This is a genomic window from Bradyrhizobium barranii subsp. apii, from assembly GCF_011516635.5.
GTDB classification, from domain to species: domain Bacteria; phylum Pseudomonadota; class Alphaproteobacteria; order Rhizobiales; family Xanthobacteraceae; genus Bradyrhizobium; species Bradyrhizobium barranii.
In genome coordinates, this window is the sequence record NZ_CP096255.1 from 1105631 (window position 1) to 1118718 (window position 13088).

15 protein-coding genes and 2 pseudogenes are annotated in these 13088 nt (G+C 59.7%); 9 read left to right on the forward strand and 8 right to left on the reverse strand.

Annotated elements, in window-relative coordinates; all coding sequences use genetic code 11:
* Positions 1-52 precede the first annotated feature (52 nt).
* Positions 53-388, forward strand: a complete 336-nt coding sequence (locus HAP41_RS05240; RefSeq protein WP_166104724.1) for a hypothetical protein — start codon at positions 53-55, stop codon at positions 386-388.
* Here the strand turns inward: HAP41_RS05240 and HAP41_RS05245 are convergent.
* On the reverse strand, positions 372-1646 hold the full coding sequence (locus tag HAP41_RS05245) for an IS256 family transposase (RefSeq protein WP_166064748.1): 1275 nt from the start codon (positions 1644-1646) through the stop codon (positions 372-374). The genes HAP41_RS05240 and HAP41_RS05245 overlap by 17 nt on opposite strands.
* 146 nt (positions 1647-1792) lie before the next feature.
* On the opposite strand from HAP41_RS05245, the gene HAP41_RS05250 reads away from it, so the two are divergent.
* The 5 genes and pseudogenes from HAP41_RS05250 to HAP41_RS05270 all read left to right on the forward strand — a co-directional run bounded on the left by HAP41_RS05250 (position 1793) and on the right by HAP41_RS05270 (position 6457).
* A complete protein-coding gene (locus tag HAP41_RS05250; protein ID WP_166104721.1) occupies positions 1793-4318 on the forward strand; it encodes a calcium-binding protein in 2526 nt (841 codons plus the stop codon).
* 56 nt (positions 4319-4374) lie between these two features.
* Positions 4375-5219, forward strand: a protein-coding gene (locus tag HAP41_RS05255; protein ID WP_166060442.1) for an IS5 family transposase whose coding sequence is annotated in 2 segments (ribosomal slippage) — positions 4375-4899 and positions 4902-5219 — 843 coding nt in all. Because the reading frame shifts where the segments join, the coding sequence is not laid out codon by codon here.
* Between the two features lie 234 nt (positions 5220-5453).
* Positions 5454-5846 (forward strand): annotated as a pseudogene (locus tag HAP41_RS50635) (hypothetical protein); the annotation flags it as partial.
* A 47-nt stretch (positions 5847-5893) separates the two neighbouring features.
* A pseudogene (locus HAP41_RS50640) lies at positions 5894-6100 on the forward strand (calcium-binding protein); the annotation flags it as partial.
* Complete coding sequence (locus HAP41_RS05270) at positions 6101-6457, forward strand: type I secretion C-terminal target domain-containing protein (RefSeq protein ID WP_248577179.1); 357 nt, start codon at positions 6101-6103, stop codon at positions 6455-6457.
* Between the two features lie 215 nt (positions 6458-6672).
* Here the strand turns inward: HAP41_RS05270 and HAP41_RS05275 are convergent, their stop codons facing one another.
* Genes HAP41_RS05275 through tnpA form a run of 4 tightly spaced genes read right to left on the reverse strand, consistent with a single transcriptional unit; the run spans position 6673 to position 9658 of the window.
* Positions 6673-7275 carry a plasmid pRiA4b ORF-3 family protein gene (locus HAP41_RS05275; protein WP_166055583.1) on the reverse strand — a complete coding sequence of 201 codons (603 nt, stop codon included), beginning with the start codon at positions 7273-7275 and terminating at the stop codon, positions 6673-6675.
* A complete protein-coding gene (gene tnpC, locus HAP41_RS05280; protein ID WP_166055670.1) occupies positions 7272-8837 on the reverse strand; it encodes an IS66 family transposase in 1566 nt (521 codons plus the stop codon). The genes HAP41_RS05275 and tnpC overlap by 4 nt, the downstream gene beginning before the upstream one ends.
* 51 nt (positions 8838-8888) lie before the next feature.
* Complete coding sequence (gene tnpB, locus HAP41_RS05285; RefSeq protein ID WP_166065968.1) at positions 8889-9242, reverse strand: IS66 family insertion sequence element accessory protein TnpB; 354 nt, start codon at positions 9240-9242, stop codon at positions 8889-8891.
* Positions 9236-9658 (reverse strand): IS66-like element accessory protein TnpA, encoded by a 423-nt coding sequence (gene tnpA, locus HAP41_RS05290; RefSeq protein WP_166055731.1) that lies wholly within the window; start codon positions 9656-9658, stop codon positions 9236-9238. Before tnpA ends, tnpB begins: the two co-directional genes overlap by 7 nt.
* Before the next feature lie 250 nt (positions 9659-9908).
* Here tnpA and HAP41_RS05295 point away from each other — a divergent pair, with 250 nt between their 5' ends.
* From HAP41_RS05295 to HAP41_RS05305, 3 genes are read left to right on the forward strand one after another with little or no spacing between them, the layout of a single operon-like run.
* The gene (locus HAP41_RS05295) at positions 9909-10148 is read left to right on the forward strand and encodes a hypothetical protein (protein WP_166104711.1); all 240 of its coding nucleotides are present in this window, start codon (positions 9909-9911) and stop codon (positions 10146-10148) included.
* Between the two features lie 32 nt (positions 10149-10180).
* Entirely contained in the window at positions 10181-10354 is a 174-nt protein-coding gene (locus tag HAP41_RS05300; protein WP_166104707.1) for a hypothetical protein, read from the forward strand.
* Positions 10351-10707 carry a hypothetical protein gene (locus tag HAP41_RS05305; RefSeq protein ID WP_166104703.1) on the forward strand — a complete coding sequence of 119 codons (357 nt, stop codon included), beginning with the start codon at positions 10351-10353 and terminating at the stop codon, positions 10705-10707. The genes HAP41_RS05300 and HAP41_RS05305 overlap by 4 nt, the downstream gene beginning before the upstream one ends.
* Before the next feature lie 13 nt (positions 10708-10720).
* Here HAP41_RS05305 and HAP41_RS05310 read toward each other — a convergent pair whose 3' ends face one another.
* From HAP41_RS05310 to HAP41_RS05320, 3 genes are all read right to left on the reverse strand, one after another.
* Complete coding sequence (locus HAP41_RS05310; RefSeq protein ID WP_224580959.1) at positions 10721-11044, reverse strand: hypothetical protein; 324 nt, start codon at positions 11042-11044, stop codon at positions 10721-10723.
* Positions 11045-11071: 27 nt separating this feature from the next.
* Entirely contained in the window at positions 11072-11530 is a 459-nt protein-coding gene (locus tag HAP41_RS05315; protein ID WP_166104701.1) for a hypothetical protein, read from the reverse strand.
* Between the two features lie 120 nt (positions 11531-11650).
* Positions 11651-12994: an IS1380 family transposase gene (locus tag HAP41_RS05320; protein WP_166104698.1), complete on the reverse strand. Its 1344-nt coding sequence runs from the start codon at positions 12992-12994 to the stop codon at positions 11651-11653.
* Positions 12995-13088 lie beyond the last annotated feature (94 nt).

Here is a 13088-nt window from a genome sequence, read left to right on the forward strand (position 1 = left end):
CTTTTTTCGAAATGTAATCACTAAGCATAAACATATTTAGACGGAGCTTGTTATGACGACAAATATTAGTATCACCGCCACTGATGTCGATGCTCTTGCGCGTATTGCGTACGCCGAGGCCGGAAATATCTTCAACGACTACAAGACCGCAGGATATAGCGACGCCGACGCTGCGAAGATGTCCTATGGAATGGTGATAGATATAATAATTAATCGTGTCGCAGCTGGTTCGTCTACAATATACGGGTCCACCATCCAGGCCGTGATTGATAAGAACAATGGTTCGGTCTGGCAATTCTCAGCAGTCCAGTTTGCAGGGGATGTCCCGATCGCTGTTGAACTACGTCGGGTCGACGTTGCCGGAATGAATATTACGCAGCCCTCGTGACGTGGGCAACGGACTTGATTGTCATGCGATCGTGGTGAGCTTGAAGGGCCGCACGCAGAACCGACAATTGCTTATGCGCCTTCAATCGTCGGAAGCCCTTGTTGGCCTCGATCATACCGGCCGCGACCCATCGCAAGGCCATACCGGCATCCCGCCAGCGTTTAACGTTGCGCGTGACGCGGCGAATGGTGCCCATCATGTTCTCGGCGATATTGGTACAGGCGAGCGATCGGCGAAGCTCCTTCGGCAACTTCAACCGGACGACAGTCAGGATTTCGTCGAGGCCTTCGAGGATACTGGCCGCAACGCCGGGCCATTGCTGGTCGAGTCGACGCGCGAGATTGCGGATCAATTTTTCAGCCTTGTCGGCGTCATCGAGCTCCCAGGCCTGGCGCAGCACCCGGCGGGTGGCCGCATGATGCTCTTTCGGCAGGCGTTCCATGATGTTGCGCGCCTTGTGGATCTGGCAGCGCTGGATCGCAGCGGCCGAACCGAAGGTGCGGCGGATCGCCTTCGACAACGCCTTCGCGCCGTCGGCGATGAACAGTCTTGGCACCGTCGGGTCGAGCCCGCGCGAGACCAGGTTGTCCAGCAGGGCCTGAACCGTTGCTGCATTCTCGGTCGCCCCTTCCACCAGCGCCAGCGGATGCTTGTTGCCTTCGCCGTCAACCCCGATCGCGGCCACCAGCACGAGATCGTCGTCGAGATGCAGCCCGTCGATTTGGACCACCAGAAGGTCGAGCGCGGACAGATCGGCAGCCATGAAGTCGGCCAGCCGCGCCGCCGACAGAGCCACGAACCTCCGCGAGGCCGCCGACTTCGAAATCCCCGATCCGGGCGGTGCCGGCACGTCACCCTCGGGCAGCCGGACGGCGCGGCCGAACCGGCGCGTCGACACATTGATCAGCATCAGGTTCATCGCCCAGCGACCGAGCCAGTCCTCCTGCGCCGCCGTTTCCCAGCTCGGGATCGTGACCTCGCGGCCGTCCATGCCCCGGACCCGCGGGCGATCGACCTCGATCTTGCCGCCGTGGAAACCGATCCGCCCCCGCGTTCGGCCCCAACGGTGCGCCCGCCGCGCCGCATCACGACCGTGGCGCGGCCCGCAGGCCGCTGTCACATCCGCCTCCATCATCGTGCCGAGCGCCTCGATTCCTGCCGCAAGGCAGAACCGATCGAAGCTCGCTCGCACTTCCGCAAATGATTTCTCCACAGCCCCGGTCGCCGGCCAACCAGCCGGTGTGATATCTCTCGTCATGGCGTTGCTCTCCTTTGTGGAATCAGCACCCCGAGCCTACCGGCTCAAGGTGGGCAACGCCGACCTCTTCAGAAATTCAACAGAACCCGGGACATCCCCAGTTTGCAGGCGGGTCTTGGACAGACCTCAATGCGCCAAGCCCTTCAATGAAAACGTTGGTCGAGGATTATTTGGAAAGTCGCGCTAGCGGCGTGTCATCCATCATTGGGAAAGCAACTGATTATTTGAACCCGACCACCCCTGATGGACTGGACGCTTGGCAGGGTACGGACCCCGGTAAGGGTTGGGGTCAGATAATGAAGAATATGTCGTACGTCGGTGCGTTTCCCTTCAATTCCGATGGCACGATTAACACCGGAACAGGAAACGGCATTGTCACTCACGTGGCAGGTAACGCGAATAACCTTCGTCCAGACCCCTACACCATCACCTATGATGGTAACACGTCTCCCGAGTTTACATACGGACATGATCGTGTAACTCCTTTCTTAGCTATACCGGAGGGCCCCGGGGCCGTTGACCTATCGTGTCCACTTCCCACGGTAATTACGTCTGATATTCAGCCCTGCTTCAATTCGGCAATTTCTGCCGCAAGCCCGCTTGTCATTGACTTGTCTTCCGGTCACACGGGCATAACGCTCACAACGTGGAACGCTTCGACCAGTGAGACCTTTTTTGATCTGAATGCGAATGGCTTCGCCGTCCAAACCGCATGGGTGAGCGGCGATACCGGGCTGCTCGCGAGAGACCTCAATAGCAACGGCACAATTGACTCCTCGGCGGAGCTTTTTGGCTCGCCTACCGTTGACGGATTCGCAAAGCTCGCGGCGCTCGATTCCAACCACGATCTGCGCATCGACAACAACGATACCGACTGGAGCACGCTTGTCGTCTGGACCGATGATAACGGGGATGCCGTCACCCAGAGCGGAGAGCTTCATTCGCTCGCCTCGCTCGGTATCGCGAATATCGACCTGGCGGGCGTTGCCTCGTCAACGTCCACTATCTCGGGCAACCCGATCAGCCACACGAGCAAGGTGACTTTCACGGGTGGCGCGACGGCGACAATCGCGGATGCATGGTTCGTGCACGACAATACGAATTCCTATTACGCGAGCGATTACACGCTCGATGTCGAAACCCTGTTCCTGCCGGCGCTGCGCGGCTATGGCACGCTGCCTGATCTAACGATTGCGATGAGCCAAGATTCTGATCTCAAGGACTTGGTCACGGCCTTTGTGAGCAATTTCTCGCTCGCCGATTTCGTAGATGCCGTAAGCTTGAGATCCGACCTGACAGACATCCTCTATACCTGGGCGGGTATTTCGAACGTCGATGCTCACAGTAGAGGCCCCTATGTAGACGGCCAGCACCTGGCTTTTCTTGAGCATTTCCTTGGCACCGAATTCTTGCTTTCGGGTACTAATAACCCGAACCCCTACAGCCGCGCAGGCTCGATGCTGGAAGAGGCTTATCAGACGACTTTCAACATGCTCTCCACACATATCTTGTTGCAGGTCGGTGCAGCACAACTCTTCGAAGGGCCGGTTACATACAACGCCGCGACCGGCGTGGTCGATGGTGACATGGCCTTGTCGCAGGACGCGCTCGACACACTCGCCGGGCTGGCTCCGGCCCCAGGTTCAGACAATGCGGCGTTCTGGGTCGCAGTCGGCAGATTTCTCGAAGATACCAAAGGGATTGCCAATCTTACCGGCACGGAACTTTCTTGGCTGGATGATGCCGTGAACGGTACGGACTCGTCGCTGCATTGGACGGATGTGTCCGGCTTAGTGTTCGCTGAAATCCAAGGTAGCGGCACTGACGATACCCTGGTTGGCGACGGCAGCGCAAACATCATCCACGGGAACGACGGAAACGACACGCTCTCTGGGTCTGACGGCAACGACACTCTCTATGGAGATGCCGGAAACGACACCCTCTCCGGCAACGGAGACAACGACACCCTCTACGGCGGCGATGGCAATGACACGCTCTATGGCGGCTCCGGCAACAATGTTCTAGATGGTGGCGCGGGAGGCAACATTCTGAATTCCACTACCGGCAATGATACCTTTGTTTATGGTGGTGGTGAGGATTTGATCCAGGACACGGGCGGCACGGACACGATCTTGTTGCCCACTGGCGTAGTGGCCGGAGATTTATCGTTCAAGCGGGTTTCAACCGCGAATACTACAAACCAGTTTGACGATCTACTGATCGAGATCGATGGAGCTGGGTCGATTCAGCTCGAAGCCCATTATTACTATACAACTCTCCACAGCATTGAGACGATCACTTTCTCAGACAGCTCGACGCTCAATCTAACCACTATCAATCCCGATGTGCTTTTGACCTCGGGCAACGACTCTTTCACTTTTAACCCGAGTGCTAATATTAATATCAACGGCTTTGAAGGCGATGACATCATCACCTTCCAAAATGGAGGAACGCATACGATCGACGGCGGTCTGGGTAACGATACGCTGAACGGCGGATACGGCAACGACACCTATATAGCGGGCGCTGGCTTCGATACAATCAACGACGCTGGGGGAACCGACACGATCGTTATACCCGTAGAGTTTGATGCGGGTGATGTAACTTTCTACCGGATTAACAATTCGAGCGGCCCTACTTATAACTTAGTGTCCGACCGAAAAATAAGTTGAGTGATATCAGCGAGTTCTGATTCCATCGGTGTTGCGAAGCATCAAAGGGATCGAGAATGTGGACTGATATCACCCGGGCACAGTTTGCCCGAGAGGAGCTGCGTTTGCCAAGCGACTTGACGGATGCGGAATGGGGCGTGCTGGAGAGGTTGCTTCCTGTGCGGGCCAAGCGCGGGCGGCGCCCGAAATGGAGCTATCGCGACATCGTCGAGGCAGTACTCTATCTGCTGCGCGGCGGATTGCCGTGGCGCATGCTGCCGCCCACTCTGTTTCCACCAATGACCACGGTGCAGTACTATTTCTACCAATGGCGCGACAGCGGATTGTGGCAATCGATCAACCACGCACTCCTGATGCTGGCGCGCGAGGCGATCGGCCGGGAGGCCTCGCCGACGGCCGGCGTGATCGACAGCCAATCGGTCAAGACCACGGAAAGTGGCGGCCCTCGCGGCTACGACGCGGGAAAGAAGATCAAGGGTCGAAAGCGCCACATCGTCACCGACACCCAAGGGCTCCTGGTCGGAGCGATCGTTCACGCTGCCGACGTCCAGGATCGTGACGGCACGCCAGATGTCCTGTGCGCAGCATTCGCTACCGCTTCCCCTGGCTGCGCCATATCTTCGCCGATGGCGGCTATGCCGGCGAAAAGCTCAAGGCGGTGCTGGAAAAGATCGGCCGGTGGACTGTCGAGATCATCAAGCGCTCCGATGCCGCACAGGGCTTCGAGGTGCTTCCGCGCCGCTGGGTGGTCGAACGAACCTTCGCCTGGCTCGGCCGCAACCGCAGATTGGCCAAGGACTTCGAGCGAACCATCGAAAGCGCAACTGCCTGGCTCTTCCTCGCCTCTGTCCAGCTCATGACAAGGCGCATCGCAGCGATAAAAACAGCAATGCAATTTTGAGTCAGGCTCTTAGGAATATCAATCGAAGGTTTGGGACAAATCTCTGTAGCCGCAATGTTTTACGGCAGCGGTTACGCAATTGAGAACATGCATTTCCTTTCCGACAATAGCACATTGTCCCTGACTTCTCTTTCCATTACGACGCTCGGCACCGCGGGAAACGATGCGCTCACCAAGCCGAGCTATAATGCCGGATCGAATGATATATTCGATGCCCGCGAGGGTAACGACACCATGAGCGGGGGCGCTGGCGACGATACCTACATATTCTCAGCGGGCAACGACACGATTTATGAAGACGGCGGAGATGACACGATAAGAATTCGCGATCAGTACGCACCTGAAGATGTAACAATCGCGTTCGTTCAGGGAGGCAATTCCAACGATTACGCTCTGCGTCTCACCGACAGCGACGGCAACACGGTAACGGTTTATAACGACACTTACTCGACCGCATTCCAGATGGAGCATGTCGCTTTCGCGGACAGCACCGTCTGGAATCTCTCTTCCATGGAGATCGAAACGCACGGAACCTCCGGAACCGACTACTATCTCAACGGTCATGATGCAGGCGATGCCAGCAGCGCGGATGCTATTTATGGTTATGCTGGTAACGACACGATCAACGGCGGCAACGGCGACGATCTGCTCTATGGGGGGATGACAATGATTACATGGGCGGTGAGGCAGGCAACGATATCGTTCATGGGGACGCGGGTGCCGACACCATTTTTGGCGGCGATCACGACATGCTTTATGGGGATGATGGTGACGATCAGATCACCAACAACGCGGGTTCATCCTATGCGGCGTCAACAGAGGTATATATGTTCGGCGGAGATGGTGCTGACACCCTGCATGCAGGTTTCGGAGCCAACATCATGAACGGCGAAGCAGGGGCCGATATGATCTACGCTAAGTCGGGCGCTCAGGACACCATCGTATTCGACGCCGCGACCGCCTTCAGCGGAGTGGATTACATTGATGGATTCACTTCCTCTGTAGGTAACGATAAGCTCGATATTTCCGACATTCTTGATGGTCACTATGATCCGAACAATGACGTGATCACCGATTTCGTGCAAATCCAGACGAACGGGAACGATTCCGAACTTTATGTTGATGTGACAGGAACCGGCACCTTCGGCTCTAGCCAACACATAGCGACCATTGGGTGGTTAACTGGGCTGACTGACGAGGCAGCGCTTGTGACAGCTGGAACGCTCTTGGCGGCTTAAAGCCAAGATCAGAGGCTATGGGATTTTCCTTAGCTGCCACCCCGGCGGGCGAAATGAAATGCTCACGGATAGCAGTGTTGCCTACCCTGAATGCCGCGGTGCCAGTGCTCCCTTCCTGCTGAGTAGGCTCGACTGTTACGCCGTGACCTGACAGGGCGCGCTCTCGGTTCAATTGTAAGCGTAGCTCTGCGGCCCTTTTGAATGGCGCTTGACGCCTATTTTGTTCGCGTGGCGCGTCGCCGCGGCTTCCTTGTGTCGGACAACGCGTTGACGGCGGCTTCGAGTGCCTTCCGGTCGACGACGTTGGGATCGAACCGCTCCGGGCCCCAGAGGCGCATGTGTCCGTGCTCGGGATGGGCGGGGTCGCTGATGGCGGCGAGGTATTCGGCATAGCCTGGCGCACCGCCGACGTCTTCCGGAGGACAACGACCGGCGGCCTCGAGCAGGAAGGGAAGCCCCTCCGTCGTGGTGTTCTCGAACCATTTTTCGAGCTTGATCACATGGTCCCAGCTGTCGCCGAAGTCATAGAGATAGTGGATCGTCTTGGCGCCGGTCTCGCGAACGATATCGCACAGCCGCGCTTTGCGGGCATCCATGGGCTGGTGACCGTAATCATTGTCGGGGTCGGGAATCCCCCAATGTGCCTCACCAGCAAAGAACTCGAAGAGGTGACTGTTCGTCCAGCCGAATGCCTCCTGAAGCGTCAGATGCAGCCGATCAAGGCGCAGGGTGACGGGTACGACAAGGCGACGCATCACCTCCGGCTTCACATCCTTGAGGGTCACCTTGATCCGGACCGCGGTCGTGTTCAGGCTCATGCCGCCAGCCTCGGATCGCGTGTATGCATCGTATAGGTCGACGCCCAGGGAAGCAGTTCGTCCAGTCGCGCTGCAGGCCAACCATTGACGAGCTTGGCGAGAACGTCAGCGAGCCAGTGCTCGGCACTGACGCCATTGAGCTTACAGGTCTCAATGAGCGAAGCCAGCAATGCCCAATTCCCGGCGCCTTCGTCGCAACCGGCAAAAAGAGAGTTCTTGGCGTTGAGCTTGATCGGTCGCATCGCACGCTCGACAGCATTCGTGTCCATTTCGATGCGCCCATCATCAAGATAGAGCGTCAGGCCGTCCCAATGACGTAGTGCATAGCGCAAAGCCTTCGCCGTGTCGCTCTTCTGCGCAAGGTGATCGAGCTTGGCCTCAAACCACTGCTTCAAGGCTGCAACCAGAGGCCGGGTATGCGCTTGTCGGCCAGCACGGCGCTCGTCCGCAGATCGGCCGCGGAGGGCCTTCTCGACCGCGTAAAGCTGGGCGATGCGCTCAAGAGCCTCGCGGGCAACCGGAGCTGGCGCAGGCGCAGCCTCCCGCTCGATCTTCACAAACTGGCGCCGCAGATGCGACCAGCAGAAGGCGAGCGTCCCGGACAGGGCGTCCGCACGCGTCTCTCGGGTCATGGTCTTGTAAGCCTGATAGCCGTCGCAGTGGATGATGCCGCGATAGCCCTCCAGCAGCCGCAAGCCATGAACGGCGCCGCGGCCCGGTGCATAGGCATAGACTACCCCAGGCGGATCAGGTCCGGCCCAAGGCCTGTCATCGCGTGACAGCGCCCAGAAGTAGCCGGTTTTTGTTCTGCCGCGCCCCGGATCCAGCACCGGCGCCGGGGTCTCATCGACACAGAGCTTCGAGGAGGCGAGCAGAAGCTGGCGCAGACGATGCCACACGGGCTTCAATTCCTGGGCGGCATAGCCGACCCAGAAGGCGAGCGTGGAACGATCCAGCGCTATTCCGTGCGTCGCCAGCATCTGCGCCTGGCGGTAAAGCGGCAAATGCCAGTGATACTTGGCATCGATCACATGCGCGACCAGCCGCTCGGTGGGCAATCCTCCCCTGATCAATCGCTCGGGAGCCGCGTGCTGCAGGACGACGCCATGACAGGCGCGGCAGGCCAGCTTGGGACGGCGGGTGATGATGACGCGATACTGCGCCGGAACGACGTCGAGCCTCTGGCTCTCATCCTGACCAATCTCGAAGAGGTTGCCCTTACAAGACGGGCAGCAGCTCTCGGCCGGCATCATAGTCTCGATGACGCGCGGCAAATGCTCCGGCAGCTGACCACGGTTGGCTCTGCGCGCGGCAGCTCTCTTCTCGCCTGTTTTGGGATTGGCACGATTCTCGGCGGCTTCGAGAGCCGCAACGGCCTGATCGATATCCTCCAGAACAAGCTGCAGCTGATCAGCGTCCAGCTTTTCCGAGGACCGACCGAACTGCGCATCTTTCGCAAGCTTGAGCAACCGCTCGAGCCGGGCGCAGCGATCCAGCAGAGCCGCGGCAAAGGCACGCAACTCGGCTGGATCGCTCGGTAGCTCATCAGGCAAATCACTCATTGGCCCGAGCTTGCCATGCTTCGCGTCACGATGCAGCGATGATTTGCATTTTTACGCAAGCGCTTTCGGCTGCGGGATCCGAGGCGCGTGCATGCGCGTCCAATCCATGCCGGCCAGCAGTGCTGACAGCTGGGCCCCATTCATCCGCATCACACCGGCCACGATGGGTGGCCATTTGAAGCCGCTGCCATCGAGCCGCTTCCAGTACATCACAAGGCCGCTGCCATCCCAGACGACGATCTTCACCCGATCGGCGCGCTTCGCACGGAACACCACCGCCACGCCCTTCATCGGGTCATGGCCCAGCGTATCCTTCGCCAGCAGCGCCAAGCCCTCTGCACCCTTCCTGAAGTCCACAGGTTGCGTCGCCACGTAGATCATGAGGCTCGCCGGCATCGTCAGCATGAACGTGTCCGTCGCAGCGCAATGAACACATCGCTCAACGCAGCAAGGCCAGGCGCCCCGCGCACCTCCACGCGCGCGCCCTGGAACTCAACCGTAACAATGGCTGCTTCCGGCGAACCGGAGGGCTCTGCGGCCGCAGGCAACGCTAATTCCGACACCACCGGCACGAACGACAGCGTGTCCGCCGACGCCGGCAATACCAACTGGCCCAAACGCGCCCGGCGCCGCCAATCATGCACCTGCTGGGGCCGGCAGCCATGGCGACGAGCGACGTCTGTTACAACCGCCCCCGGTTCGAGGCTTTCCGCCGCAATCTGCGCCTTCAAATCATCCGGCCAGCGCTTTCGACCTGCGCCAGCGAACACTTCAATACGCGGTGACAACGGTCGTCTTATGTCGTCAGAATGGTCGTCCATTGTGAGCACCCTTCCAGAAGATGACTCTTCTAACGGTGCTCTCAAGACTCCGCACAAACAATCAGACGGGCCTCGGCGCTACGCTTACGTTCAATTCCAAGCCCTTGCGGGTTCTGACCGCGTTTCCCCACCTTCCGTGCTGCGCGTGTGCAGGCGGGAGATGCCCCTCCCGTTCAGAAGAGTTGAACCGCTCCCTTTGCCGCCCTGTCTTCGGTTGGGCGTGTCGAACAATTCAGCAAAGGAGCAAATCATGGCACGCAGCTTCAATCACAAGGCAGGCAACAAGGCCCGCGAAACCAAAGCCCCCGCATTCATCGCGTGGCACGTCGCGGAGAAATCCGACAGCAAGTCCTTCTGGACCCGCATCGGCGCAGGCTGGGATCACGAAGACGGCAAGGGTCTCACATTGCAGCTCGACCTGGTTCCTGTCTCTGGCGGACGCATTGTTCTTCGCACTCCTGCGGAAGCAACCGAGGAGAGGGGCGCGTAAGCGCCTCTCTTCCTTTTGCGGAGGAAATTGCAATGACCCTGTATATCGTAACCTTCACAGAGCTGCGCCATTACGAGATGGCCGTCGAAGCCGACGACGAGAAGAGCGCCATCGCGCGCGCCAGGATTGCGCCGGAGAATCCGGTCTGGATTGCGGTCGAGCTGGACCGCTATGAGGCAACGCCTGTTGCGAGAGGTGCGGCATGAGCGCGCTTCCCGCCCGGCCTCTCGCCGAGGCTGACCGCATCGCCGGTTTCCGGCGCGCGACTTGCAGCATGGCGGGAGCAAAGGAACGCTGGCGAGAGCGGTCAATTACGGGCCTTTCCAATCAAGCGCTTGCCGAGGCTCTTTCCTATGAGCTCGGCATTTTTGGCGGATGCGGCGGCCCGGATTGCCTGTCGCTGACCTACAAGGGCGCTGGTCTCAAAATCTGGATAAGCTGGGAGACCCATAACAGCCACCAGATGAAACCAACTTTCTCTGGCGAGACAACCATCGCAATGGCGCGTCTCGTTTACGGTGTTCGCGACTCCGAGGAGGTTCAGCTCGCATTGTTCTAGGGGGCCGGGTGCGTCACACCCCGTGCTCGTCAGCGGCGCTGCGATACGGGTAGATCGTCAGCTCGTTCGCATCGTTGATGCGGACAGGCTGGCCGTTCTCGTCGACCATGGTGAGATAAATCGTAGTGAACTTTGCGCGGTAGCCAGCTTCGTATTCCCGCATCTTGCGCGCGGCCTCGATGAGGCCCTCGCGCAGCTCGTCCATGCCGAGCGGCGCATTGTCTTTGCCCCGTATCTTGATTTTGAGACAGCTGCTCTCGTCCTTCGCTGAAGGTGGCTTGCCGCTGCTTTTTCGGTATCGTGGAGCCATACCTCTATTGTACGTCGCCGCGGTCATGGACGGTAGAAAATTTCGGGCATGGCTTCACCATTTGCGGTGCGTCAGCAGGCTTGCGCGCCCCGCCTTGGGCAGCGCTGGCCTTCCTGAACCCGAAGGGAGCTTTGCGCGTCCGCCGCCGCCTGTGCTTGCCTGCATGCTGCGCAGCGTACCTAGCTCACCCACCGAGCCGCAACCGGGTTCGCATGTGTGATAGCTGCGGCCATCATCCGCGCGCCAGATTTTTGCCTGACAAGAATTCTGGCCGCAGGCGCAATGGACAAAGGTGCCATTGCCGCAGCAAGGACAGCGCCAAGCAGCGAATGAAAATTCCTTCACATCGAAGCTGCGCAAGGCGGGAAGAGAAGAGGCGGCAGTCGCGGCCTTTGCCGTGCCGATCTTCTCAATGCTGGCGACCGCGAACTTTTCAGCGGCGCTTGCACGGTCGAACAGGACGCTAACCCGCCCTATTCGTGAGAGCGCGGTATTTTGGTCCGACTGGTGCATCCGCACACCTCCGCTGACGAGGCGCACAGGATTGCCTTCGGCTTTTCACCGCCTGACGACCGGTACTTTGCAACGCGCTTGAGGGATGGGTTGGGTGAACGCGGGCGGACGCCCCACCGGTCAAGGACCGAGCGGCAGCAGCGCGCCGGGCAAGCTGCGGATCAGGTCGGCTTCGGGACATGCCGCGGCGAACGCAAGGCGAATGCGGCTCTTGGTCTCGACAACCCGGGCGGCGATTTTCAAGAGCCGAAGACGCAGCGTCGCGAACTCGGCAGTGGCCAATTCCCGGACTTTGGGAATGGCGTCGCGCACGGTCAGCATCAGCCAATAAGCGGCGGTATGGAGAACGAGGCGGACTTGATTGGCGAGCGCCGAACGGCAACTGGTGCGATCGGAGGCGAGCTGCGTCTTATGCAGCTTGATCAGATTCTCGGCTTGGCCGCGCGCGCAATACAGGCTGTCGTAGATCCACTCGGCCGAGCCGACATCGAGGCTGGTGACGACGAAGCGGATGTCGAGGCCGAGCATCGTCGCCTCAATACGGGCGACGGTGCGTCGTTCGCGATCCCGGGACTTTGCCTTGTGGCGCGTCTCGGTATAGCCGCGCAGAACCGGCAGGTTCTCGATGGCGCGTCGCGTGCGGATGTCGTCGGCGACCGCGTCGACTTTTCTGGCGAGCGGCTTGGTGCCGGACAGACCGAAGATGTAGTCGATGCCGTTGGTCTCGCACCACGCCATTGCCTCCGGCCGGGCATAGTGCCCGTCGCCACGGAACGTAATTCGCGTGTTGTGCCACCGCGTCCGGATATGCCGTACCAGGCGGCGCAGATGGGCACGCACCTCGACGCCGCCCGGCGTCTTGCCGGGCCGCAGCACGACCGCCACGGGCCGGCTCTTCTCCGTGTCGTAGACGTGGATCGGCAGGAAGCAGCGTTCGTCATAATGAGCGTTGAACAGCGAGAGCTGCTGATGGCCGTGGACGACATCGCAGGTATCATCGATGTCGAGCGTGACGGATGCCGGCTCGCGCGGGTAGCTATCCATCCATGCGTCGACCAAAGTGTAGGTCAGTCGGATCACGTCGCGCAGGCGCGGAGCATTCTCCAGGCGCGACAGCGTCGGTTGGGAACACAGATCGCGACCCGTGTCCGGCAGCCGTCCGCAGGCCAGCTTGAATGCGGGATCGGACCGCAGATGATCGAGGTCGTCGGCGTCCTCGTAGCCGCAGCAGATCGCGAACATGCGCGCGCGGAACATATCGACCAGGCTGTGCACGACCCGCGTCGGATCGCGCCGATCCGGGAACACCCGGGCCAAATTGTCGGCCAAGCCGAGACGCCGCTCGGCCATCGCCAGAAGCATCACGCCCCCGTTCGAGGTCAGCCGACCGCCATCGAAGGCAGCTGTGACTTTCTTGGCGTGAACGGCTGGAAACGAGAAGGGCAGAATCGTATCGTCGGTCATGGCGGGCGTGGTGTTCGCGGCTGAAGGTGATGGGGTTGGCTTTGCAACCGAATCCTACGCCGCATCAGCGCTTTACACCACGCTCGCCAGCCTC

Bases quoted from the DNA above. Each gene is read 5' to 3' on its own strand.
- HAP41_RS05240 (WP_166104724.1), top strand. From the start codon at position 53: ATGACGACAAATATTAGTATCACCGCCACTGATGTCGATGCTCTTGCG.
- HAP41_RS05245 (WP_166064748.1), bottom strand. From the start codon at position 1,646: ATGACGAGAGATATCACACCGGCTGGTTGGCCGGCGACCGGGGCTGTG.
- HAP41_RS05250 (WP_166104721.1), top strand. From the start codon at position 1,793: ATGAAAACGTTGGTCGAGGATTATTTGGAAAGTCGCGCTAGCGGCGTG.
- HAP41_RS05270 (WP_248577179.1), top strand. From the start codon at position 6,101: ATGAACGGCGAAGCAGGGGCCGATATGATCTACGCTAAGTCGGGCGCT.
- HAP41_RS05275 (WP_166055583.1), bottom strand. From the start codon at position 7,275: ATGAGCCTGAACACGACCGCGGTCCGGATCAAGGTGACCCTCAAGGAT.
- tnpC (WP_166055670.1), bottom strand. From the start codon at position 8,837: ATGAGTGATTTGCCTGATGAGCTACCGAGCGATCCAGCCGAGTTGCGT.
- tnpB (WP_166065968.1), bottom strand. From the start codon at position 9,242: ATGCTGACGATGCCGGCGAGCCTCATGATCTACGTGGCGACGCAACCT.
- tnpA (WP_166055731.1), bottom strand. From the start codon at position 9,658: ATGGACGACCATTCTGACGACATAAGACGACCGTTGTCACCGCGTATT.
- HAP41_RS05295 (WP_166104711.1), top strand. From the start codon at position 9,909: ATGGCACGCAGCTTCAATCACAAGGCAGGCAACAAGGCCCGCGAAACC.
- HAP41_RS05300 (WP_166104707.1), top strand. From the start codon at position 10,181: ATGACCCTGTATATCGTAACCTTCACAGAGCTGCGCCATTACGAGATG.
- HAP41_RS05305 (WP_166104703.1), top strand. From the start codon at position 10,351: ATGAGCGCGCTTCCCGCCCGGCCTCTCGCCGAGGCTGACCGCATCGCC.
- HAP41_RS05310 (WP_224580959.1), bottom strand. From the start codon at position 11,044: ATGACCGCGGCGACGTACAATAGAGGTATGGCTCCACGATACCGAAAA.
- HAP41_RS05315 (WP_166104701.1), bottom strand. From the start codon at position 11,530: ATGCACCAGTCGGACCAAAATACCGCGCTCTCACGAATAGGGCGGGTT.
- HAP41_RS05320 (WP_166104698.1), bottom strand. From the start codon at position 12,994: ATGACCGACGATACGATTCTGCCCTTCTCGTTTCCAGCCGTTCACGCC.